Below are 21,710 nucleotides of genomic sequence, written 5' to 3'. Positions count from 1 at the left end.
GCCGCCCCCGTTGTTGGCCGCGGGGGGGCGGGGCCCCCCGCGGGTTTTGAGGGTCTGGGGGGGCGGGTGATGCGCTTGCACAACCGGCCGTTGGGGGGGGGGGGGGGGGCGGCGCCCCCCGGCACCCCTCTTCGTTCGTTTCCGATGCCGTTCCGGATCGATTGTGGTCGATCCGGAACGGTCTGGGACCGTCGAGGGGACGCGCGATGACCGACCAGGACTTCCACCCCGGGCTCACCCCCGGACACCTGGGTGCGCCGGTGCTGGAGCCGGAGGGCCGGCCGCCGTCCGCGCCCCGTCCGCGCTTCGATGCGCCGGATCCCCACCGGCGGCGCAACGGCCTGGCCTGCGGGCTCACCGCGCTCGCGCTGGTCGCGGTGTTCGGCGGGGTCGGGCTGACCGGCTACACGTGGTTCCAGGCGCAGCGCAAACCCCCGGCCGCCGCCGACTTCGCCGGACAGGGCACCGGCAGCGTCCAGGTCTCGGTGCCGGAGGGCGCGGGCCTGTCCCAGATCGCGTCCGCCCTCGTCCGCAACGGCGTGGTGGCCAGCTCGCTCGCCTTCACCCGGGCCGCGAAGGGCAGCGCGGCCGCCGCCGGGCGGATCCAGCCCGGGACGTACACGCTGAAGCAGAAGATGTCGGCCGTCGCGGCGCTGGCCATCCTGATCGACCCGGCCAACGCCAACGGCCTGACCATCCCCGAGGGCTGGCGCGGCTACCAGATCTACGCCGCCATCGACAAGAAGCTCGGCCTGCCCGACGGCACCACCCAGCGCACCGCCCAGGAGCAGGGCGCCGAGCTCGGCCTGCCGGACTTCACGAACGGCAGCCCCGAGGGCTACCTGTTCCCGGCGACGTACGCCGTCACCGACGGGACCACCGCGATCGACCTGCTGAAGCAGATGGTGGAGCGGGCCGGCAAGGAGTTCACCAGGGACGACGCCACCGTCGTCGCGCAGAACCTCGGACAGACCGTGTACGGGCTGGTCACCGTGGCCAGCATGGTCCAGGGCGAGGCCGACAACACCGAGGACATGGGCAAGGTGGCCCGGGTGATCTACAACCGGCTGGCCAAGCACATGCCGCTGCAACTGGACTCCACGATCAACTACGCGCTCGGCCGGTCGACCCTGAACACCACGGTGACCGAGACCAAGCTGGACTCCCCGTACAACACCTACCTGCACCCCGGGCTGCCGCCGACGCCGATCTCCAACCCGGGGCGGCAGGCGATCATGGCGGCGCTGGACCCGACGCCGGGGGACTGGCTGTACTTCGTCACCGTGAAGCCCGGGGACACCCGCTTCACCGACAGCTTCGACGTGCAGCAGCGCAACGTGGCGGAGTTCAACGCCAACCGGGCGGCGGCGAAGCCGAGCGCGTCGGCTCCGGCCTCGGCCACCGCCTCCGCCTCGGCATCCGGTTCCGGTGCGGCGCCGGGGGCCTCCTCCGGCCCGGGTGCGGCGACTCCGTAGTGATCTTGTGTGCCGTCCGTGAGGCCGCCCGGTGACGGTGCGTTCGCCCGGGTGGGGGTAAGGCTGCGGTACGGTAACGTCTCCCTCCAGGCGCTGCGCTAGCACGCCGGTTCGAGATTCAGCCGGGACGATGCCGTCCCGGACGGCCGGTCCGATCCGCCGGCCGTCACCGTCGGTTAAGGGGATCAATGACCGATCTCGGTGGGGGCTACGCCCCCCAGGGCGAGCCGTGGCACCCCGGTGATCCCGGGTACGACGGCCGGCAGCCGGTCCCCGGCCAGCAGGACGGCCAGTGGCAGCAGTACCCGCAGCAGGGCCAGCACGGCCAGCCGGGCCAGCAGGTCCAGCAGCCGTACGGGGACGTGCAGCAGGGGTACCCCCAGCAGCAGGCGTTCCAGCAGCCGATGCAGCAGCAGGGCTACCCGCAGCAGCAGATGCCGCCGCAGGCGTTCCAGCAGCAGCAGTTCCAGGGCGGTCAGCAGGGCTTCATGCCGCAGGGGCACTCCCAGCAGGCGTTCCAGCAGATGCAGCAGCAGGGTTACCCGCAGCAGCAGATGCCGATGCAGCAGCAGCCGATGCAGCAGCAGGGCTACCCGCAGCAGGGGTTCCCGGGCGCGCAGCAGTCCGGCATGCAGCAGGCGGGCATGCAGCAGGCGGGCATGCAGCAGCCCGTGCAACAGCCCGGCATGCAGCAGCCCGTGCAGCAGCCGGGGATGCAGCAGCCCGGTGCTCAGCAGCAGGCCGTGCCGCCGCAGCAGCAGACCCGGCCGCAGCCGGCGCCCGCGCCCGCTTCGGGCCCCGGACCGGACGGCATCGACTGGGAGGCCGAGGCCGCCGCGCTGGAGTCCGGCGCCCCGGTCGGCGGCGCGCCCGAGAGCGGGACCGACGAGTGGGACGGCGGTGAGGACGGCCACCCCGAGGACGGCGGGTACCTCGACGGGCACGCCGAGGCCGAGGACGGCGGCTTCCTCTCCGAGCAGGACGACTCCCGCGAGGCGAAGAAGAAGCGCAAGGAGAAGGGCAAGAAGTCGGGCCGCCGCAACGGCGGCGCCTGCCTGCTGGTCGCGGTGGTGCTGCTCGGCGCCGTCGGCGGCGCCGGCTGGTGGGGCTACGGCTTCTACCAGGACCACTTCGGCCCGGCGCCGGACTTCGCCGGCGAGGGCACCGGCTCCGTCCAGTTCGAGGTCAAGAAGGACGCGGTCGCCGGACAGATCGGCCTGGCGCTGAAGAACGCCGGCGTGGTCAAGAGCGTCGACGCCTTCTCCGACGCCTGCAAGGCCGAGCCCAAGTGCACCACCGTCCAGCCGGGCTTCTACGTCCTGAAGAAGGAGATGCCGGCCGCCGCCGCGCTCAAGGAACTGCTCGCGCAGGCGGGCGGCGCGGCGATCGTGATCCCGGAGGGCAAGAACTCCACCGAGATCTACGGGCTGATCGACACCAAGCTGAAGCTGCAGAAGGGCGCCACGGCCGCCGTGGCCCAGGCGCAGGTCAACGACCTCGGCCTGCCGGCCTACGCCCAGGGCAAGATCGAGGGCTTCCTCTGGCCGACCCGCTACAACATCTCCGACGGCATGAAGCCCGAGGACCTGCTCAAGCAGATGGTGAAGACCGCCACCGACAAGTACGCCAACCTGGACTCCCAGGCCGCCTCGGTGGGCCTGAAGACCGGGTACGAGGTGATCATCGAGGCGAGCATCCTCCAGCGCGAGGGCAACAACGTTGACGACTTCGCCAAGATGGCCAAGACCATCCAGAACCGGCTGGCCGCCGGCGGCGAGATCAACCACAAGCTCGGCATGGACACCACGCTGCAGTACTCGTTGGGCCGCAAGGAGCTCAACAAGGGCGACATGGACAACGCGAGCAACCCGTACAACACGTACGTCAACCCGGGTCTGCCGCCGACGCCGATCTCCAACCCCGGCGACGACGCGCTCAACGCGGTGCTCCACCCGGCGGACGGCAAGTGGCTGTACTTCATCGCGATGGACCCGCAGCACACCAGGTTCGCCGAGACGAGCAAGGAGCACTACGCCAACGTCAAGGAGTACTGCCAGGCGGCCGGGCAGGGCTTCGACGAGGCCCGCGGCCACTGCACCACCAAGTAGCCGCGGCGGGACAGCAGTTCATGGAGAGGCAGCGTTGACCAGCAAGCACCGGGCGGCCGTCCTCGGCTCGCCGATCGCCCACTCGCTCTCGCCGGACCTGCACCGGGCGGCCTTCGCGGCGCTCGGTCTGGACGGCTGGCGCTACGACCGCTTCGAGGTCGACGAGGCCGGGCTGCCCGGCTTCGTCGCCGGGCTGGACGAGGCCGAGTGGGCGGGGCTGTCGCTGACCATGCCGCTGAAGCGGGCGATCATCCCGCTGCTCGACGAGGTCAGCGCGACGGCCCGTTCGGTGGACGCGGTCAACACCGTGGTGTTCACCGCCGACGGGCGGCGCACCGGGGACAACACGGACGTCCCCGGGCTGGTCAACGCTTTGCGCGAGCGCGGGATCACCGAGGTGCCCGGCGCCGCCGTCCTCGGCGCCGGGGCCACCGCCTCGTCGGCGCTGGCCGCGCTCGCCCAGATCTGCACCGGCGAGGTGACGGTCTACGTGCGCAGCGCCGAGCGGGCCCGGGAGATGGCCGAGCTGGGCGAGCAGCTGGGCGTGGTCGTCCGCACCGCCGACTGGGAGCGCGGGGCCGAGGCGCTGGCGCAGCCGCTGACCGTCTCCACCACGCCGGTCGGTGCGACGGACGGCTTCGCCGGGTCGCTGCCCGCCGCGCCGGGCGCGCTGTTCGACGTGCTGTACCACCCGTGGCCGACGGCGCTGGCCGCCGCCTGTGCCGACCGCGGGGCGACCGTCCTGGGCGGGCTGGACCTGCTGGTGCACCAGGCGGTGCTGCAGAGCGAGGCCTTCACCGGGCGGGTTCCCGGGCCGCTGGCGGCGATGCGCGAGGCCGGCGAGAAGGCGCTCGCCGGGCGCTGACCGGAGTGCCGGGTCGGGTGCCGGGCGTCCCGGCCGCTGTCCCGTCGCCGTCTCCCCACTGTTCCTCCGCCGTCTCGCGGCCGTCTCACCGCCGTGCCTCCGCCGTGCCTCCGCCGTCTCGCGGCCGTCGCCCGGCCGGATGGTGACCGGTTGCCGTCCGTCACGCGGACTGTGCCTCCGGGTGCCGCCGGGGCATGAAAGGATTCGGACAGAAGGCACGCTCGGTCGGGCCCCGGCGGTGCCGTGGGCCGGTCCGCTGATGAAGGAGCTCCGTTGGGTACGTTGCGCTGGCTGACGGCGGGGGAGTCGCACGGCCCCGCACTCGTCGCGACGCTGGAAGGCCTGCCCGCCGGTGTACCGGTCACCACCGCCGTGGTGGCCGACGCGCTGGCGCGCCGTCGGCTCGGTTACGGCCGCGGGGCGCGGATGAAGTTCGAGCAGGACGAGGTGACCTTCCTCGGCGGCGTCCGGCACGGCCTGAGCATGGGCAGCCCGGTCGCGATCATGGTCGGCAACACCGAGTGGCCGAAGTGGGAGCAGGTCATGTCGGCCGACCCGGTCGACCCCGAGGTGCTGGCGGGCCTGGCCCGCAACGAGGCGCTCACCCGCCCCCGGCCCGGCCACGCCGACCTGGCCGGCATGCAGAAGTACTCGATCGAGGAGGCCCGGCCGATCCTGGAGCGCGCCAGCGCCCGGGAGACGGCCGCCCGGGTCGCGCTGGGCGCCGTCGCCCGCGCGTACCTGCGCGAGGTGGCCGGGATCGAGATCGTCAGCCACGTCGTCGAGCTGGCTGCCGCCAAGGCGCCGGCCGGCGTGGTGCCGCTGCCCTCGGACGAGGCCCGGCTGGACGAGGACCCGGTGCGCTGCCTGGACGCGGACGCCTCGAAGGCGATGGTCGCCGAGATCGACCAGGCCCACAAGGACGGCGACACCCTCGGCGGCGTGGTCGAGGTGCTGGCGTACGGCGTGCCGGTGGGCCTCGGCTCGCACGTGCACTGGGACCGCCGCCTGGACGCGCGGCTGGCCGCCGCGCTGATGGGCATCCAGGCGATCAAGGGCGTCGAGGTCGGCGACGGCTTCGACCTGGCCCGGGTGCCGGGTTCCAAGGCGCACGACGAGATCGTCCCGACCCCCGAGGGCGTCAAGCGCACCTCCGGCCGCTCTGGCGGCACCGAGGGCGGCCTGTCCACCGGCGAGGTGCTGCGGGTGCGTGCCGCGATGAAGCCGATCGCCACCGTGCCGCGGGCGCTGCAGACCCTGGACGTGCGAACCGGGGAACCGGCCAAGGCGCACCACCAGCGCTCGGACGTCTGCGCGGTGCCCGCCGCGGGCATCGTCGCCGAGGCGATGGTCGCGCTGGTGCTGGCCGACGCGGTCAACGAGAAGTTCGGCGGCGACCACGTCAGCGAGACCCGCCGCAATGTGCAGGGCTACCTCGACCACCTGATCATCCGATGACCGAGCCCGTCGTGGTGCTGGTCGGTCCGCCCGGCAGTGGCAAGTCCACCGTCGGGCGGGCCCTGGCCGAGCGCCTGGGCGTCGGCTTCCGGGACACCGACGCCGACATCGAGGCGACGGCCGGCAAGCCGATCCCGGAGATCTTCATCGACGAGGGCGAGCCGCACTTCCGCGCCCTGGAGGCGGCCGCCGTGCGCGAGGCCGCCACCGGACACGACGGGGTACTGGCGCTCGGTGGCGGCGCGGTGATGGCCGACGCCACCCGCGAGCTGCTGCGCGAGCTGCCGGTGGTGTTCTTGGAGGTCCCGCTCGCCGACGCGGTCAAGCGGGTCGGCCTGGACGCCCCGCGCCCGCTGCTGGCCGTCAACCCGCGGGCCCGCTGGCGCGAGCTGATGGAGGCCCGCCGCCCCCTCTACCTGGAGGTGGCCACCGCCGTCGTCGACACCGCCGGGCGCACCCCCGAGCAGGTCGCGGACGCCGTACTGGAAGCACTGGAGCTGAAGACCCCCCATGACTGACACCACCGTCAGGATCCACGTCGGCGGCAGCGCCGGCCACGACCCGTACGACGTGCTGATCGGGCACCAGTTGCTCGGTGAGCTGGCACCGCTCATCGGCACCCGCGCCAAGCGGGTCGCCCTCATCCACCCGGAGGCGCTGGCCGCCACCGCCGACGCGATCCGCGAGGACCTGCTCGGCGAGGGCTACGAGGCGATCGCGCTGCAGGTGCCGAACGCCGAGGACGCCAAGAGCGTCGAGGTCGCCGCGTACTGCTGGTCGGTGCTCGGGCAGACCGGGTTCACCCGCAGCGACGTCGTCGTCGGCCTCGGCGGCGGCGCGACCACCGACCTGGCCGGCTTCGTCGCCGCGACCTGGCTGCGCGGGGTGCGCTGGATCTCCATGCCCACCACGCTGCTCGGCATGGTCGACGCGGCCGTCGGCGGCAAGACCGGCATCAACATCGCCGAGGGCAAGAACATGGTCGGCGCCTTCCACCCGCCGGTGGGCGTGCTGGCCGACCTCGGCACCCTGGAGACCGTGCCCAAGCACGACTACGTCTCCGGCCTCGCCGAGGTCATCAAGTGCGGCTTCATCGCCGACCCGGCGATCCTCGACCTGATCGAGGCCGACCCCGAGGGCGCCAAGACCCCGGCCGGCCCGCACACCGTCGAGCTGATCCGCCGGGCCATCCAGGTCAAGGCCGACGTGGTCTCCGGGGACCTCAAGGAATCCGGACAGCGCGAGATCCTCAACTACGGCCACACCCTCGGCCACGCCATCGAGCGCAACGAGCGGTACAAGTGGCGGCACGGCGCCGCGATCTCCATCGGCATGGTCTTCGCCGCCGAACTCGGCCGCCTGGCGGGCCGGTTGGACGACGCGACGGCCGACCGGCACCGTACCGTGCTGGCCTCGGTCGGCCTGCCGCTGAGCTACCGCGCGGACGCCTGGCCGAAGCTGCTGGACGCGATGAAGATCGACAAGAAGTCGCGCGGCGACCTGATCCGCTTCATCGTCCTGGACGGCCTGGGCAAGACCTCGGTGCTGGAGGGCCCCGACCCGTCCCTGCTGGTCGCCGCCTACGCGGAGGTCGCGGCGTGACCAGGGTGATGGTGCTCAACGGCCCCAACCTGGGCCGGCTCGGCAGCCGCGAGCCGGACGTCTACGGCGCCACCTCGTACGCCGGGCTGGTCGAGCGCTGCACCGCGCTCGGCAAGGAGTTCGGCTTCGAGGTCGAGGTGCACGAGACCAACTCCGAGCAGCAGATGGTGGAGTGGCTGCACGAGGCGGCCGACGGGCAGGTGCCCGTGGTGATCAACCCGGGTGCGTTCACGCACTACTCGTACGCGATGCGGGACGCCGCCGCGCAGCGCACCGCGCCGCTGATCGAGGTGCACATCTCCAACCCGTACGCCCGGGAGACCTTCCGGCACACCTCGGTGATCGCCGCGGTGGCCTCCGGCACCATCGCCGGTTTCGGGCTCGGCTCGTACGAGCTGGCGCTGCGCGCGCTGGCCGAGCAGCTCACCACGCGCTGAGCGCGGGCCGGTCCGCCTCCTGCACGCGGGAGCGCGGACCGGCCGCGCGGGGCCCGCGGCCCGGCAGCGGACTGTGCCCGCCGCCGGGCCGCCGTGTAGTGTCCCCGCTGAGAGGTGTCGGGAGGTGCCGTGACGCAGTACGCCGGAGGTGGGCAGGTCCCGCCGCGTCCCGCCGCTCCGCCGGTGCCGCCGGGGGGCGGTGCGGGGGCGACCCCGTCGGGAGCGCCGGTTCCGTCTCCGCCGCCTCCTCCGCCGCCGACGGTCAGGCCCGCGCCGGCCGCTCCGCAGCCGTCCGCGCCCGCTACCGCTCCGGCGCCCGCACCCGTGCCCACTCCGGTGCCCGTGTCCGCTCCCGCGCCCGTGCCCGCTCCGGTGCCCGTGTCCGCTCCCGCGCCCGTGCCCGCTCCGGTGCCCGTGTCCGCTCCGGCGCCCGTGCCTGCTCCCGCGCCCGTGTCCGCTCCGGCCCCGGCCGGGGGCCCGGCTCCGGCGCCGGCCCCCGTCGCGGCCCCGGCGCCCGCCCCGGCACCCAGCGCGCCGGTTCCCGCCGGCGGGACCGGGCACTTCGTGCTGCCGTCCGGGATGCCCGTCCAGCTGCCCGCCCACCCGCCGCAGCAGCACGCGCCCACCGGGCCGATCGCCGTCCTGCTGATCGGGCCGGCCGGGGCCGGCAAGACCACCGTCGCCCGGTACTGGGCCGAGCGCCGCCCGACCCCGACCGCGCACATCAGCCTGGACGACGTCCGCGAGTGGGTGCAGTCCGGCTTCGCCAACCCGCAGTCCGGCTGGAACAACGCCTCCGAGGCGCAGTACCGGCTGGCCCGCCGCACCTGCGGCTTCGCCTGCCGCAACTACCTGGCCAACGGCATCTCCTGCATCATCGACGACGCGGTCTTCCCGGACCGCCCGGCGATCGGCCTCGGCGGCTGGAAGCGGCACATCGGCCCCGGCATGATCCCGGTCGTCCTGCTGCCCAGCCTGGACTCGGTGCTGCGCCGAAACGCCCGGCGCAGCGGCAACCGGCGCCTCGGGGACGAGGAAGTGGCGCGCATCCACGGACGGATGGCCGGCTGGTACAACTCGGGGCTGCCGATCATCGACAACTCCTACCTGGACGTGGCCGGGACGGCCGCCGAGCTGGACCGCGTGATCCTGGCCCGGCTGATGGGCATGCCGGTCCGCTGACCTGCGGATTCGTGGAGCTGTCGGTGCCGGCTGCGATGATGGACCGGTCCTGTCGCAGCGCCCCGAGGAGCTGACGCCCGTGCCCGAAGGCCACATCATCCACCGCCTCGCCGTCCGGAACCGGAAGGCCTTCGGCGGGCGCCCGGTCCGGGTTTCCAGCCCGCAGGGCCGGTTCGCCGACGAGGCCAAGGTGATCGACGGGCAGCTGCTCACCGGGGCCGAGGCCACCGGCAAGCACCTCTTCCTCGGCTTCGAGGAGGGCGGCTGGGTGCACATCCACCTCGGGCTCTACGGCGGTTTCACCTTCGGCACCGGCCCGGCGCCCGAGCCGGTCGGCCTGGTCCGGCTGCGGCTGGAGGGCGAGGACGGCTACGCGGACCTGCGCGGTCCCAACACCTGCGCGCTCGTCACCGACGACCGGAAGGCCGCCGTCGTGGCCCGCCTCGGGCCCGACCCGCTGCGGGCCGACGCCGATCCGGAGGCGGCCTGGCGCCGGATAGCGGGCAGCCGGACGACGGTCGCCGCGCTGCTGATGGACCAGAAGGTGCTGGCCGGGGTGGGCAACGTCTACCGGGCCGAGGTGCTGTTCCGGCACGGCATCGACCCGTACCGGGCCGGGCGCGACCTCACCCGGAAGGAGTGGGACGCGATCTGGGCCGACCTGGTCGCCCTGATGCACGAGGGCGTCGCGGCCGGCCGGATCGACACCGTCCGCCCCGAGCACACCCCCGAGGCGATGGGCCGCCCGCCCCGCGTGGACGACCACGGCGGCGAGGTGTACGTCTACCGGCGGGCGGCGATGCCCTGCCTGGTCTGCGGCACGGACGTCCGCACGGAGGAGCACGCCGCGCGGAACCTCTTCTGGTGCCCGACCTGCCAGGCGGCCTGAGGAGCCGATCCGCCCTCCGGCGCGGCTCCCGGACCGTAGGCTGGGGCCGACCGGCCGGAGGGAGCAGGCAGATGGAGCAACGCCGGGTGGCCAACACCGTGTCAGGGACGGTGGGCGGCCACGTGGTGCAGGCCGACACCATCGGATCGGTGCACCTCCACCAGGTGGAGCCGCCGCCGAGACCTCGTCAGGTCCGGCTGCCGCACGGCCCCTTCGTCAACCGGGAGCCGGAACTCGCCGCGCTGACCGCGGCGTTGGGCCGGGTCGAGGGGGGCGGGCTGGGGATCGTGGTGTTCACCGGGCTCGGCGGGGTCGGGAAGACCGAGCTGATCGCCAAGTTCGCCGAGGAGCACCGGGACCGCTTCCCGGGCGGGGACCTCTACGCGGACCTCCTGGCCTACCGGCACCGGGGCGGGGTGGACCTCCCGTCGCTGCTGGCCGGCTTCCTGCGCGCCCTCGGGTCGGAGCCCCCGGCGGTGGAGGCGGAGCGCTTCACGATGTTCCGCACCGTCACCGCCGAGCGGCGTTGCCTGTTCTTCCTGGACAACGTCGAGCACGCCGCCGAGGTGCGCGCCCTGCTCCCGTCGAGCGGGCTGGTGGTGGTCGCGAGCCGGCGACGGCTGCCCGCGCTGCGGACGGACGGCGCCGAGGTGCGGCAGCTCGGGCCGCTCGGTACGAGCGCCGGCACCGACCTGGTGCGGGCCTGGCTGGGCGCCGGGCGGGGCACGGACGGGGAGTTGGCGGCGCTGGTCGAGCTGTGCGGCGGGCTGCCGCTGGCGCTGAACGCGGTCGGCAGCCAGCTGCTGGACCGGGACAACCTGCCGGTCGGCCGGGTGGTGGCCGAACTGCACGACCGGGAAGGCGGATCGGCCTTGCTGGACGACGAGGAGAACGCCCTCGGCCCGACGTACGACCTGGTCCACGAGCGGCTGTCGCCGAAGGGCCGGGCGCTCTACCGCCTGATCGGCGTGCACCCGGGCCCCTTCGTGTCGGCCGAGTCGGCGTGCGCCGCGGGTGTCGAGCAGGCCGGCGCGGCGCTGGACGAGCTGCGCGCCGTCCACCTGGTCGACGAGGTGGTCGACGACGGCCCCGGGACCCGCTACCGCGCCCACGACGTGGTGCGGCTGCACGCCTACCGCCGCGCCCGCGACCTGCCCGGCCGGCAGGAACTCCTCGCCCGGGTGGTGGCCTACTACCGGGGCCGGGCCGCGCTGGCCGACCGGGCGATGGGGGAGCGGCTGCGGCTGCAGGAGGCCGGCGGCGAGGAGCTGCCCGGTTTCGCCTCCGGCTCCGCCGCCCTGGAGTGGCTGCACGCCGAGCGGGCCAACCTGCGTGCGGTGGTGGAGGAGGCGGCCGAGCAGCAGTGGCACGGCGAGGTGTGGCGGCTCTGCGAGTCGCTCTGGCCGCTGTACCACGGCCGCAAGCTGTACGAGGACTGGATCGCGACCCACCGGCTCGGCGTCGAGTCAGCTCAGTGGGACAACCAGCCGGCCGCCGTGGTCCGGATGCGCAACCAGCTCGCCCGCGCCCACTTCGAGCGCAAGGAGTACCCGCTCGCGGCCGAGCAGTTGGCGCTCGCCGCGGAGCAGCTGCCGCTGGTGGCGGACCGCCGCGTGGTGGGGGTGCTGCACGAGACGGACGGCCTGCTCTGCCTGGCCGACGGCCGGCCCGGCGACGCGGTGGAGCGGTTCACGCTGGCCCTGGCGGAGAACCGGGGCGACGACCACGGTGAGATCGTCCAGAGCTACAACCTGGCGCAGGCGCTGATCGCCGACGGCCGGGCGGAGGAGGCGCTGACCGTGCTGGACGGCGCCGTCGCACGGGCCGCGGACACCGACGACCGCGACATGCTGATGAAGCTGCCACTGGTCCGGGCCCGGGCCCACCGCGCGCTCGGGCAACTGCGTCTCGCCGCCGTTCACGCCGGTGACTGCGCCCGGCAGGCCGAGCAGCGCAAGCAGTACGCCAAGGAGGCGCAGGCGCACACCCTGCTCGTCGGCCTCGCGGCGGAGCTGGGCGACGAGGAGCTGGCGGAGCGCAGCCGTGAGCGGCTGCGGGAGCTGCGGGCACGGGACGGCGGGGAGGGCTAGGGCAGGGACGGCCGGGAGGGCTAGGGCAGGGGCGGTCGGGACTCGGTGCCCGGGGCCGGAGCGGTCGGGACGGCTAGGAGGGGGAGGGGCGGGGCGGCTCGGTGGTGAACCAGACCCGGGTGCGGTGTTCGCCGGTGCGGACGGTGAGCCCGTGCTCGGGGAGGCCGGCCGGGTCGCCGCCGTCGGCGAGCCAGCAGGCCACGGCGGAGCCGAGCAGCAGCGGGTCGAGGCGGGGCTCGGGGCTGCCCCAGTCCGGTTCGGCGCGGGCTTCGAGGAGCAGCCCGGTGCGCAGCCGGAGCAGGTGGCGGGCCGGTCCGAGGGCGGCCACCGCGACGGCGAGGCCGGGGAGTTCGGCGACGGTGTCGGCGAGCCAGCGGGTGGCGGGGCGCTCGGCGCGGACCTCGGTGCGGGCCAGCACCTCGGCGGTGTAGCGCAGTGCGTCGCCGGGGTGCTCGTCGGTGAGTGCGTGGAAGCCGCGCGGGGTGTGGTCGGCCGGGTCGAAGGGGTAGCGCCGCAGTCCGACCTCGGTGCCCTCGCTCTCGCCCTCGACGTCGTACGCGGTGGGCGCGTCGGTGGTGCCGGGACGCGGGACGGGCCCGGGGTAGGGCGGCAGGAGCGGTTCGTCCCCCGGTTCGTCCAGCTGTTCCAGGAAGGAGTAGAGCAGCGGGCGCAGCACCTCGGCGGAGCGGCCGCGGCGGCTCAGCGAGCGGTCGGTGAGCGGGCGCAGGGCGGCCGGGTCCCGCTTGGCCAGGGCCAGTTCGAGCTGGGCGGCGAGGTCGCCGTCGGGGTCGAGCAGGGGCGCGGCCTGACCGAAGGCGTAGCCGGGGGAGCGCGGGTCGAGTTCGGCGGCGCCGGTGGCGACCAGCACGGTGGGCCGCTCCAGGGCGGCGCCGTAGACGGAGACCGAGCCGTGGTCGCCGATCAGGCAGTCGGCGGCGACCAGGGCGGCCTGCCAGCCCTGGTGCGGCGGGATCAGGCGCAGGCCCATCCGGCGGGCGGCGTCGAGCAGGGCCTCGGGGTCGTGGCGGCTCCAGATGTTGGGGTGCAGGACGACGGCGACGGTGTACTCGTCGGCGGGCAGCCGGCGGACCAGGCGTTGGGGCAGGTCGGGGCGGCGGCCGAATAACGAGTGCTCGCTCCACGTGGAGTTGACGACGACGAGCCGCCGGCCGTCGACGGCGCCGAGCGCGGCGCGGTAGGCGTCGCGGGAGCGCAGGCTGCGCAGCATCCGGTCGAGGCACGGGTCGCCGACCACCCGGGCGACGTCCAGTGCCTCGGGGCAGGAGACCCGCAGGCGGTCCAGCTGCTCCGGGTGGGAGAGGCCGAGGACGTCCACGAACACCCGCCCGCGGTGGGTGAGTTCCTTGCGGGAGAGGCCGGCGGCGCTGACCGTGTCGCCGGTGGACTCGGTGACCAGGCGGTTGTAGCCGGCGCCGTGCGGGAGCACGACGAGCCGGGCGTCCAGGCGGTGCATGGAGGAGTGCACGGCGCAGGAGACGGCCAGGTCGAACCGGTGCCGGACGGCGTCCTCCCAGTCCAGCAGGGTGAAGCCGGGCAGGCCGTGCAGGTATTCGTCCAGGGCGCGATCGGCGAAGGCGGAGCCGGGGTTGACGGTGAAGTACCGCTCGACGCCGTCCGGGTGCAGCAGGGTGAGGACGTCCAGGACCCGGGTGGCGGAGGTGAGGGTGCGGGCGACCGCCAGCACGCGGGCCTTGACCGGTCGGGTGTTCCAGCGGTCGGCGGGCCAGGCGTGGGGGTGGGACGGCACACCATGATCGTACTCATCCGGGGTGCCGGTGCGGCCGCGTTTCCCGAGTGTCGGTCAGCCGGCCGCGGCGGTGGGCTCGTGGTGCTCGGCGGCGACGCACTCGTCGAGGAGGGGGCGCATGTCCTGGTCGACGAGCCGGTAGCGCACGACTCGTCCGTCCTTGTCGCCGGTGACCACGCCGGCCGTGCGGAGCAGCCGCAGGGCCTGGGAGACGGCGGGGTCGCGCATGCCGGTGGCGACCGCGAGGTCGGTGACGGCGAGCGGGCCCGCCCGGTGGAGGGCGAGCAGCAGGGCGAGCCGTCCGGGGTCGGCGAGCAGCGAGAACCGCTCGGCCCAGGACCGGACGTGCGCGGCGTCACCGATCGCGGCGATGGCCTCGCAGACCCGGTGTCCGTCGATGGTGCGGTGGCCCGCGCGGTCGGCCGGTACGAGATGCATGCGGACATTCTTGCAGGCGGGCGGCTGTGATCCTGGACACCTGCGCAGGTGCGCAGCCTTGCATGGGTCGGGGCCGGGCCCCTACCGTGTAGCCCGCCGTGGTGCTCGGGAAGACCGGTGACGGACCCTCAGGGGTCCGGAGTCCGGAGCGGCCCTCGCCACTGTGATCGGGCCGTTCCCCCGTCCGCGGGGGAGCGCCGTCCGTACCCACGACGTCACTGGGCGCCTCGCGCACCCGGGAAGGCGGGTACGGGCGTGTCCCGTAAGCCAGGAGACCGGCCGCGGCATCTCACGAAGTGATTCCACGAGGTGCTGGAGCGTGATCCGCAGATGACCCTGCCCGAAACCGCCGCCGCGGAGGCCGCAGCGGCTCCCTCCGTGCTGCCCACCTTCCGGTGGCGGCGCGAGGACACCGTCCGCACGGCCGGGCTGATGGGCGTGATCCTGGCCATGCACGTGGTGGCCTTCGGGACGCTCATCTTTCTGGTGGCACCCGAGCGGTACGCGGTCGGTACCCAGGTCTTCGGGGTGGGCCTGGGTATCACCGCGTACACCCTCGGGATGCGGCACGCCTTCGACGCCGACCACATCGCGGTGATCGACAACACCACCCGCAAGCTGATGGCGGACGGCAAGCGGCCGGTCTCGGTGGGCTTCTGGTTCGCCCTCGGGCACTCCTCGATGGTGGTCATCATGGCCGCCCTGGTGGCGGGCGGCGCGCAGCTGGCGAACACGCTGATGGACGACGAGTCGACCACCCACAAGTGGCTCGGGGTGGTCGGGACGACGGCCTCCGGCGCGTTCCTGTACCTGATCGGGGCGCTCAACCTGGCGGCGCTGCTCGGGATCCTCAAGGTGTTCCGGGCGATGCGCGCCGGGCAGTACGACGAGGCGGAGCTGGAGGCGCACCTCGACTCGCGCGGCTTCATGGCCCGGGTGCTGAACCGGGCCACCCGGTCGATCACCCGGCCGGGGCAGATGTTCCCGGTCGGCATGGTGCTGGGCCTGGGCTTCGACACCGCGACCGAGGTCACCCTGATGGTGATGGCCGGCTCGGGTGCGGCCGCCGGACTGCCCTGGTACGCGATCGTCTGCCTGCCGCTGCTGTTCGCAGCCGGGATGAGCCTGTTCGACACCCTGGACGGGACGTTCATGAACTTCGCGTACCAGTGGGCCTTCGCCAACCCGGTGCGCAAGGTGTACTACAACCTGACCATCACCGGGCTGTCGATCGCGGTGGCCTTCATCATCGGCACCATCGAGCTGGTCGGGGTGCTGCACGAGAAGTTCGACCTCACCGACCCGGTGAGCGGCTGGATCGCGGACATCTCGCTGGACAACGTCGGCTACGCGATCGCCGGGCTGTTCGTGGTGGTCTGGGCGCTGGCGATCGGGTACTGGAAGCTCGCCCGGGTGGAGAAGCGCTGGGCGCCCGAGGGCTCGTGACGGGTCCGAGCCCGGGGGCATGAGCGCGGCTCATGACGTCGGGCATGAGCGTGACTCATGGGGTCCCATGAGGTCGGCTCATGGCGTCGGGGGCATGAGGTCGGCTCATGGCGTCGGGGCATGAGCCCGGCTCATGCGGCCGCCCCATGAGCGCGGCTCATGGGGCAGCCCCACGAGCGCCTCTCATGCGGCCGCGAGCAGCAGCGTTCCCGCGACGGCGAGCCCGGCGCCGACCACCTGGACCGGGCGCAGCCGCTCCTTGAACACCCCGCGTGCCATCAGCGCGGTGACCACGGGGTAGAGCGAGGAGAGGACGGCGGCCACCGTGGCCGAGCCGCGGTGCGAGGCCATCGCGAAGACGGCGTTGGCGACGACGTCGGCGAGACCGACCGCGGTGAGCAGCGGCAGCCGGGCCCGCAGTCCCGGCAGCAGGCCGGCCGCAGCCCCGGAGCGGCGCAGGCCGGCCACCAGGACGGTGCCGCCGACGGCGACGTTGCACAGCCGCTGGACGCACAGCACCAGCAGCAGGCCGCCGCCGGCCGAGGCGTGCGCGATCAGGGCCATCACCGTGCCGAAGCCGAGGGCGGCGCCCAGGGTGAGCAGCAGGGTGCTGCGGGCGGCGGCCCGGCCGCCGCGCTCGGGCCCGGAGGCGAGCACCACACCGGCCACCGCGACGGCGATCCCGGCGATCCGACCGGGGCCCGGGCGGTCGCCGAGGGCGAGGCCGACGCCGACGGGCACCAGGACGGCGACGGTGGTCAGCGGCGAGACCACGCCCATCGGGCCGAGGGCGAGCGCGCGGTAGAAGGCGAGGACCGCGAACGGGCCGATCACCCCGGCCGCGACCGCGTACCAGAGGGCGGGGGAGGCGTCGGCCCAGCCGCCGGTGGCGAGGACGGCGGCCAGCAGTACGGCGGCGGCCGCCGCCTGGGAGGCGACCACCACGGCGAGCGCGGGCAGCCGCCGGGCGAGTGCGCCGCCGCCGAAGTCGGCGACGCCCCAGAGCAGGCTGGCGGAGAGCGCGAGCAGGGCGGTCACGGGCGGGCCCCGGGCCGCAGGGGGCTGCCCGGGGCGGTGGGCCCGCCGGGCACGGAGGGACTCAAGGACAGCACAATGCACTCCGAAGTACAGTCGGATGGACTCGTTGCCGAGGTTTGGCAGCGTAGTGCAACAAACTGAACTTGCCGAACACTATTTCGTACTGTTTCGACCAGTGGACACACCGGAGGACTGACCGCGTGCCGGACCCCGACCTCGTCTCCCGGGCTCTCGCCCGGAACCTCAAGCGGCTGCGCACCGAGCGCGGTCACACCCTGGACGCCCTCGCCGCCCGCTCCGGGGTGAGCCGCGGCATGATCGTCCAGATCGAGCAGGGCCGTACCAACCCGAGCGTGGCCACCGTCGTCCGGCTCGGCGACGCGCTGGGCGTCTCGGTCGCCACGATGCTCGACTACGAGAAGGGTCCGGACGTCCGGATCGTGCCGGCCGACCAGGCCGTGCCGCTGTGGGCCGGGCCGTCAGGTGGTACCGGCACCCTGCTGCACGGAATCGAGGCGCCCGGCCCGCTGGAGCTGTGGAGCTGGCGGATGGAGCCGGGCGAGGAGTACTCCTCGGAGCCGCACCCGGCCGGGACGGTGGAGATCGTCCGGGTCGACGAGGGCGAGCTGACCCTGGTGCACGACGAGCGCGAGCACCCGGTGCCGGTCGGCGGCACGGTCTCCTTCGACGCCTCGTACCCGCACGTCTACCGCAATGCGGGGGAGCGGACGCTGGCGCTGACCATGGTGGTCTCGGTACCGCCGCCGCGCTGATCCCCGGCGCCGCCCCGGTTGCGGCCCCCTTGCTCGCATGCCGCAACGGCGCCTCCCCACCCGGGGAGGCGCCGTTGCGGCGTTCTCGGTGTCGACCGCCCTCAGTGGCGGGCGCCGACTGCCTTCGGTCGCGGGTGCCGGTCGCCGTCAGTGCCGGTCGCCGTACCGCTGGCGGAAGCGCTCGACCCGCCCCGCGGTGTCGAGCACGCGGGACTGGCCGGTGTAGAAGGGGTGGCTCGCCGAGGAGATCTCGACGTCGATCACCGGGTAGGTGTTGCCGTCCTCCCAGACGACGGTGCGGTCGCCGGTGACCGTCGACCGGGTCAGGAAGGCGAGGCCGCCGACCTTGTCGCGGAAGACGACCGGACGGTAGGCGGGGTGGATTCCGGGCTTCATGGCGGGGTTCCTCCTGGGGGTCGGTCGGGTTCGGGTTCGGGGCTGGGTGCGGGGGTGCTCAGCGCTCCTCGCGGAAGTCGACGTGCCGGCCCGCGACCGGGTCGTACTTGCGCAGGACCATCCGGTCCGGGTCGTTGCGGCGGTTCTTGCGGCTCACGTACGTGAAGCCGGTGCCGGCGGTGGAACGGAGCTTGATGACGGGACGCAGTTCGCTGCGGGCCACGGGGTGTCCTCCTGGGGTCGTGGTGCGGGTGTCCGGGGTGCCGGGCCGAAACCGTACACCGAAATGGATGTCATTTTCATCTGGTGTAACGTGAGCTCCGTCCTGCCCATTCCCGGACGCCAGGGAGCAAGAAGCACCCATGTCTGCCCACTGCCAACTCACCGGCCGCCGGCCCGGCTTCGGCAACGCGATCTCGCACTCGCACCGCCGCACCCCCCGCCGCTTCGACCCCAACATCCAGCGCAAGCGCTACTGGCTGCCCAGCGAGGGCCGGTACGTCCGGCTCGTGCTGAGCGCCAAGGGCATCCGCACCGTCGACGCGATCGGCATCGAGGCCGCCGTCGCCCGCATCCGGGCCCGGGGGGAGAAGGTCTGATGGCCAAGCAGAGCAAGATCGCCAAGAACGAACGGCGGCGCGCCGTCGTCGCCCGCTACGCAGAGCGCCGGGCCGAACTGAAGCGGATCATCGCCCGGCCCGGCACCGACCCCGCCGAGCGCGCCGCCGCGCAGACCGAACTCGCCCGCCAGCCGCGCGACGCCAGTGCCACCCGGATCCGCAACCGCGACGCCGTGGACGGCCGCCCCCGCGGCTACCTGCGCGCCTTCGGCCTCTCCCGGGTCAACCTCCGCACGCACGCCCACGCCGGTCACCTGCCGGGCGTCCGCAAGGCCAGCTGGTGAGCGGCATGACGGCCGACCCGGACGGGATCAAGCTGCCGGTGGTCGTCGTCGCCGGTCTGCACGCCGACGAACGTCGCGCCGCCGTCGGGGAACTGGCCGCCGCCGCGGTGGACGCGGTGGTGCTTCGGCACGATCTGCGGGACGCCTCGCTCGGCCTCGTCCACCGCGAACTGCAGGACGCCGGAGGGGCGTTCGACGTGGACGACGTACCGCTGACGAACGACTGCCCGTGCTGCGCCCTGCGCGAGGACCTCCTGCCCCGGCTGCTGGAGATCGCCGACGAGGGCCGCCACGGGCTCGCGATCGTCGAACTGTGGGGCGGCAGCGACCCGCACCCGGCCGTGGAGGTGATCGCCGGAGGGGAGTCGGACGGCCGGCAGCTCGCGGACGTCGTCGAGCTCGCGGGCGTGGTCACCGCGGTCGACCCGGACCGCCTGATCGGCGAACTGTCCGTCCCCGACGACCTGGTGGACCACGGCGAGCACACCGCCGGGCGGGACGAGCGGACCCGCGCGGAGGCGCTCGCCCATCAGATCGAGTACGCCACCACCCTCGCCGTCCCGCGCGCCACGGCGCACGCGCCGGGGCTCGCGCTGCTGCGTCAGCTCCACGCCACCGCCAGGGTCGTCCGGCTCGGCACCGGCACCCTCACCCGGGCCGCGCTCGGCGGGTTCGACGTCGCCGCCGCCCGCGACCGGGTCAATCCGGCGATCGCGCTGCTGCCGCAGCAGCGGGACGAGGCGGGCGTCACCACCCTGGTGTGGGAACGCCGCCGACCGCTGCACCCGGGGCGGCTGCACGAGGCGCTGGAACTGCTCGTCCCGGCGGCGCAGCGCAGCCGCGGCCGCTTCTGGCTGGCCAACCGGCCCGACCTGCTGCTGGCCTGGGACGCGGCGGGGGCCAAGCTCGCGGTCGAGGAGTGCGGGCCCTGGCTCACCGCCCTCCCCGACGCGGCCTGGGACCTCTACCCGCCCGCGCGCCGGGCGGCCGCGGCCCTCGACTGGCACCCGCTGCACGGTGACCGGGTCCAGCAGCTCAGCTTCACCGCGGAGGGGCTGGACGCCGACGGCATCACCGCCCTGCTCGACTCCTGCCTGCTCACCGACACCGAACTCGCCGCCGGCGAAGGGGGCTGGAAGGCCCTGCCCGATGCCTTCCGGGACCTGCTCGACCCCGTCCACTGACGTCCGCCGAAAGGACTAGGAGACCCCGATGGCCGTACCCAAGCGCAGGACCTCGCGCAGCAACACCCGCCACCGCCGCGCCCGCTGGAAGGCGACGGCTCCGCGGCTGGTCCCGATCACGGTCGACGGCCGGGAGCTGCTCGTGCCGCAGAACCTGGTTCCCGCTTACCGGCGCGGGCTGATCGGCCCGGGCGGGGCGTAGCGCGGTTCGGTCCGGGGTGGCGCCGTCGGGGGTGTGGGCTCCCCGGCGGCGCCGCCCGCGTTCCCCTTCGGGGGAGCGGCCTGCGGCGGCGCCCCGGCCACCCGGTGGCCCCGCCCGGCCCGGGTGACGGCGGGAACCCTTCGGCCGGTACCGGTCGCGGGAACCGGTCGTGGGAACCAGCCGGTGGTACGGGGGCGCGGGCGGGCGCGGGGAGGCACCCCGGGGTCCTGTCGGGGGTGCTCGGCGGGCGGTTCGGGCCGGGGGTTCGTAGGCTCGACGCATGGCGGATGCGTACGCGGGGCGGCGGGAGCGGGTGAGGGAGCACTGCAGTGCGGCCGGGGCCGATGCGGCGCTGATCACCCGGGCGGCGAACGTGCGGTATCTGACGGGCTGCGCGCCCTGCGGGGCGACACTGCTGCTGACCAGGGAGCGGGCGCTGCTCGCGCTGCCGGACGACGTGCCACCGGACGACACGGGGGAGCACCTGATCGCCGCGGACGTGACCCAGCTGCCGGTGGCGGCCGGGACGGACACCGCGCTGGCCGCCGCGGCCACGGCGGCGAGCTTCGGGGTGGCGGGGCTGGCGGTGGAGGAGCACGACCTGACCGTCAGCCGGCACCGGGCGGTGGCGGGCCGGGTGGAACGGGCCCGGCTGGTCGACCTGGGGCAGCTGGTCGAGCGGCTGCGGGTGGTCAAGGACGAGCACGAGATCGCCGACCTGCGGATCGCCGCCGAGATCGCCGACCAGGCGCTCGGCGAGCTGCTGGAGTCGATCCTGGTCGGGCGCACCGAGCGGCACCTGGCCATGGAGCTGGAGCGCCGGATGATCGACCACGGCGCCGACCGGGCCGCCTTCCCGGTGTCGGTCGGTACCGGCAGCCACTCCGGCCAGGCCGCCCACCAGCCGACCGACCGCCGGGTGGAGGAGGGCGACTTCCTGACCGTGGTGATGGGCGCCCAGTACCGCGGCTACCGCATCTCCACGGCCCGCACCTTCGTGATCGGCGCTGCTCCGGCGCCCTGGCAGGTGGAGCTGCACCGGCTGGTCTTCCGGGCCCAGCGGGCGGGCCGGGAGGCGCTCGGCCCGGGTGTCGAGCAGTGCGTACCCGACCGGGCCGCCCGGCAGGTCCTGGAGGCGGCGGGCCACACGGAGACCTCGCCGCATCCCGTGGGCCACGGCATCGGACTGGAGATCCGGGAGGCGCCGCGCCTCGGCCCGTCGGACATGGGTAAACTGGACAGCCGCGTACCGGTCACCGTCGGTCCGGGGGTCCACCTCCCGGGCAAGGGCGGTGTCCGGATCGAGGACACGCTCGTCGTGCGCCCCCTCGAAGAGGGCGGGCCCGAGCTGCTCACCATCACCACCAAGGAGCTCCTCGCCCTGTGACCGCGGCCCACGGCCGTCGGCGGCAGGACGCAAACCTTGGTTCCTTGACAGCTATATCCAGGAGTAAG

General features: G+C 74.1%; 22 protein-coding genes and 1 riboswitch. Of the genes, 17 read left to right on the top strand and 5 right to left on the bottom strand.

Translation table 11 applies throughout. From position 1 onward, the window contains the following. Positions 1-206 precede the first annotated feature (206 nt). From mltG (ACIRST_RS06255) to ACIRST_RS06210, 10 genes are all read left to right on the top strand, one after another. Positions 207-1,475 carry an endolytic transglycosylase MltG gene (mltG, locus tag ACIRST_RS06255; protein ID WP_350521249.1) on the top strand — a complete coding sequence of 423 codons (1,269 nt, stop codon included), beginning with the start codon at positions 207-209 and terminating at the stop codon, positions 1,473-1,475. Between the two features lie 188 nt (positions 1,476-1,663). Next, positions 1,664-3,583, top strand: coding sequence for an endolytic transglycosylase MltG (gene mltG / locus ACIRST_RS06250; protein WP_402800467.1), 1,920 nt, complete (start codon positions 1,664-1,666; stop codon positions 3,581-3,583). Between the two features lie 34 nt (positions 3,584-3,617). Continuing rightward, complete coding sequence (locus tag ACIRST_RS06245) at positions 3,618-4,448, top strand: shikimate dehydrogenase (RefSeq protein ID WP_402800465.1); 831 nt, start codon at positions 3,618-3,620, stop codon at positions 4,446-4,448. Between the two features lie 273 nt (positions 4,449-4,721). Continuing rightward, positions 4,722-5,906, top strand: a complete 1,185-nt coding sequence (gene aroC, locus ACIRST_RS06240) for a chorismate synthase (protein ID WP_350521245.1) — start codon at positions 4,722-4,724, stop codon at positions 5,904-5,906. After that, positions 5,903-6,424 carry a shikimate kinase gene (locus ACIRST_RS06235; RefSeq protein WP_350521244.1) on the top strand — a complete coding sequence of 174 codons (522 nt, stop codon included), beginning with the start codon at positions 5,903-5,905 and terminating at the stop codon, positions 6,422-6,424. Before aroC ends, ACIRST_RS06235 begins: the two co-directional genes overlap by 4 nt. Beyond that, a complete protein-coding gene (gene aroB, locus ACIRST_RS06230) occupies positions 6,417-7,508 on the top strand; it encodes a 3-dehydroquinate synthase (protein ID WP_350521243.1) in 1,092 nt (363 codons plus the stop codon). Before ACIRST_RS06235 ends, aroB begins: the two co-directional genes overlap by 8 nt. An 8-nt stretch (positions 7,509-7,516) precedes the next feature. Continuing rightward, on the top strand, positions 7,517-7,945 hold the full coding sequence (aroQ, locus tag ACIRST_RS06225) for a type II 3-dehydroquinate dehydratase (RefSeq protein WP_148647724.1): 429 nt from the start codon (positions 7,517-7,519) through the stop codon (positions 7,943-7,945). A gap of 183 nt (positions 7,946-8,128) precedes the next feature. Continuing rightward, positions 8,129-9,127, top strand: a complete 999-nt coding sequence (locus ACIRST_RS06220) for an AAA family ATPase (protein ID WP_402800632.1) — start codon at positions 8,129-8,131, stop codon at positions 9,125-9,127. Positions 9,128-9,206: 79 nt separating this feature from the next. Then, positions 9,207-10,016 carry a DNA-formamidopyrimidine glycosylase family protein gene (locus tag ACIRST_RS06215; RefSeq protein ID WP_350521241.1) on the top strand — a complete coding sequence of 270 codons (810 nt, stop codon included), beginning with the start codon at positions 9,207-9,209 and terminating at the stop codon, positions 10,014-10,016. Positions 10,017-10,087: 71 nt separating this feature from the next. Beyond that, the gene (locus ACIRST_RS06210; RefSeq protein ID WP_402800462.1) at positions 10,088-12,106 is read left to right on the top strand and encodes an AAA family ATPase; all 2,019 of its coding nucleotides are present in this window, start codon (positions 10,088-10,090) and stop codon (positions 12,104-12,106) included. Between the two features lie 73 nt (positions 12,107-12,179). Here ACIRST_RS06210 and ACIRST_RS06205 read toward each other — a convergent pair whose 3' ends face one another. Further along, positions 12,180-13,874: a hypothetical protein gene (locus ACIRST_RS06205; RefSeq protein WP_402800459.1), complete on the bottom strand. Its 1,695-nt coding sequence runs from the start codon at positions 13,872-13,874 to the stop codon at positions 12,180-12,182. A gap of 54 nt (positions 13,875-13,928) precedes the next feature. Then, a complete protein-coding gene (locus tag ACIRST_RS06200; protein WP_350521238.1) occupies positions 13,929-14,312 on the bottom strand; it encodes a metalloregulator ArsR/SmtB family transcription factor in 384 nt (127 codons plus the stop codon). An 82-nt stretch (positions 14,313-14,394) separates the two neighbouring features. Next, positions 14,395-14,611: riboswitch (cobalamin riboswitch) on the top strand. A gap of 31 nt (positions 14,612-14,642) precedes the next feature. On the opposite strand from ACIRST_RS06200, the gene ACIRST_RS06195 reads away from it, so the two are divergent. Further along, on the top strand, positions 14,643-15,758 hold the full coding sequence (locus ACIRST_RS06195; protein ID WP_350521237.1) for a HoxN/HupN/NixA family nickel/cobalt transporter: 1,116 nt from the start codon (positions 14,643-14,645) through the stop codon (positions 15,756-15,758). Positions 15,759-15,941: 183 nt separating this feature from the next. On the opposite strand, the gene ACIRST_RS06190 is transcribed toward ACIRST_RS06195, so the two are convergent. Then, positions 15,942-16,796, bottom strand: coding sequence for a DMT family transporter (locus ACIRST_RS06190; protein WP_350521236.1), 855 nt, complete (start codon positions 16,794-16,796; stop codon positions 15,942-15,944). A gap of 200 nt (positions 16,797-16,996) precedes the next feature. Here ACIRST_RS06190 and ACIRST_RS06185 point away from each other — a divergent pair, with 200 nt between their 5' ends. Beyond that, on the top strand, positions 16,997-17,569 hold the full coding sequence (locus ACIRST_RS06185) for an XRE family transcriptional regulator (protein ID WP_350521235.1): 573 nt from the start codon (positions 16,997-16,999) through the stop codon (positions 17,567-17,569). Positions 17,570-17,716: 147 nt separating this feature from the next. Here ACIRST_RS06185 and ACIRST_RS06180 read toward each other — a convergent pair whose 3' ends face one another. Together ACIRST_RS06180 and rpmG are read right to left on the bottom strand one after the other, a co-directional pair. Continuing rightward, complete coding sequence (locus ACIRST_RS06180; protein ID WP_350521234.1) at positions 17,717-17,965, bottom strand: type B 50S ribosomal protein L31; 249 nt, start codon at positions 17,963-17,965, stop codon at positions 17,717-17,719. A 58-nt stretch (positions 17,966-18,023) separates the two neighbouring features. After that, a complete protein-coding gene (gene rpmG / locus ACIRST_RS06175; protein ID WP_350521233.1) occupies positions 18,024-18,188 on the bottom strand; it encodes a 50S ribosomal protein L33 in 165 nt (54 codons plus the stop codon). Positions 18,189-18,327: 139 nt separating this feature from the next. Here rpmG and rpmB point away from each other — a divergent pair, with 139 nt between their 5' ends. The 5 genes from rpmB to ACIRST_RS06150 all read left to right on the top strand — a co-directional run bounded on the left by rpmB (position 18,328) and on the right by ACIRST_RS06150 (position 21,642). Then, positions 18,328-18,564 (top strand): 50S ribosomal protein L28, encoded by a 237-nt coding sequence (gene rpmB, locus ACIRST_RS06170; protein WP_402800454.1) that lies wholly within the window; start codon positions 18,328-18,330, stop codon positions 18,562-18,564. After that, entirely contained in the window at positions 18,564-18,869 is a 306-nt protein-coding gene (gene rpsN, locus ACIRST_RS06165) for a 30S ribosomal protein S14 (RefSeq protein ID WP_350521231.1), read from the top strand. The genes rpmB and rpsN overlap by 1 nt, the downstream gene beginning before the upstream one ends. A gap of 5 nt (positions 18,870-18,874) precedes the next feature. Then, entirely contained in the window at positions 18,875-20,053 is a 1,179-nt protein-coding gene (locus ACIRST_RS06160; RefSeq protein ID WP_402800451.1) for a CobW family GTP-binding protein, read from the top strand. A gap of 28 nt (positions 20,054-20,081) precedes the next feature. Then, positions 20,082-20,255, top strand: a complete 174-nt coding sequence (gene rpmF / locus ACIRST_RS06155; protein WP_402800449.1) for a 50S ribosomal protein L32 — start codon at positions 20,082-20,084, stop codon at positions 20,253-20,255. Between the two features lie 280 nt (positions 20,256-20,535). Next, positions 20,536-21,642, top strand: a complete 1,107-nt coding sequence (locus tag ACIRST_RS06150; protein ID WP_350521228.1) for an aminopeptidase P family protein — start codon at positions 20,536-20,538, stop codon at positions 21,640-21,642. Positions 21,643-21,710 lie beyond the last annotated feature (68 nt).

This window comes from Kitasatospora sp. NPDC101447 (genome assembly GCF_044767225.1).
Taxonomy (GTDB): domain Bacteria; phylum Actinomycetota; class Actinomycetes; order Streptomycetales; family Streptomycetaceae; genus Kitasatospora.
The sequence above is the reverse complement of the archived record's forward strand: the minus strand, read 5'-3'. Positions and strand labels throughout refer to the sequence as shown.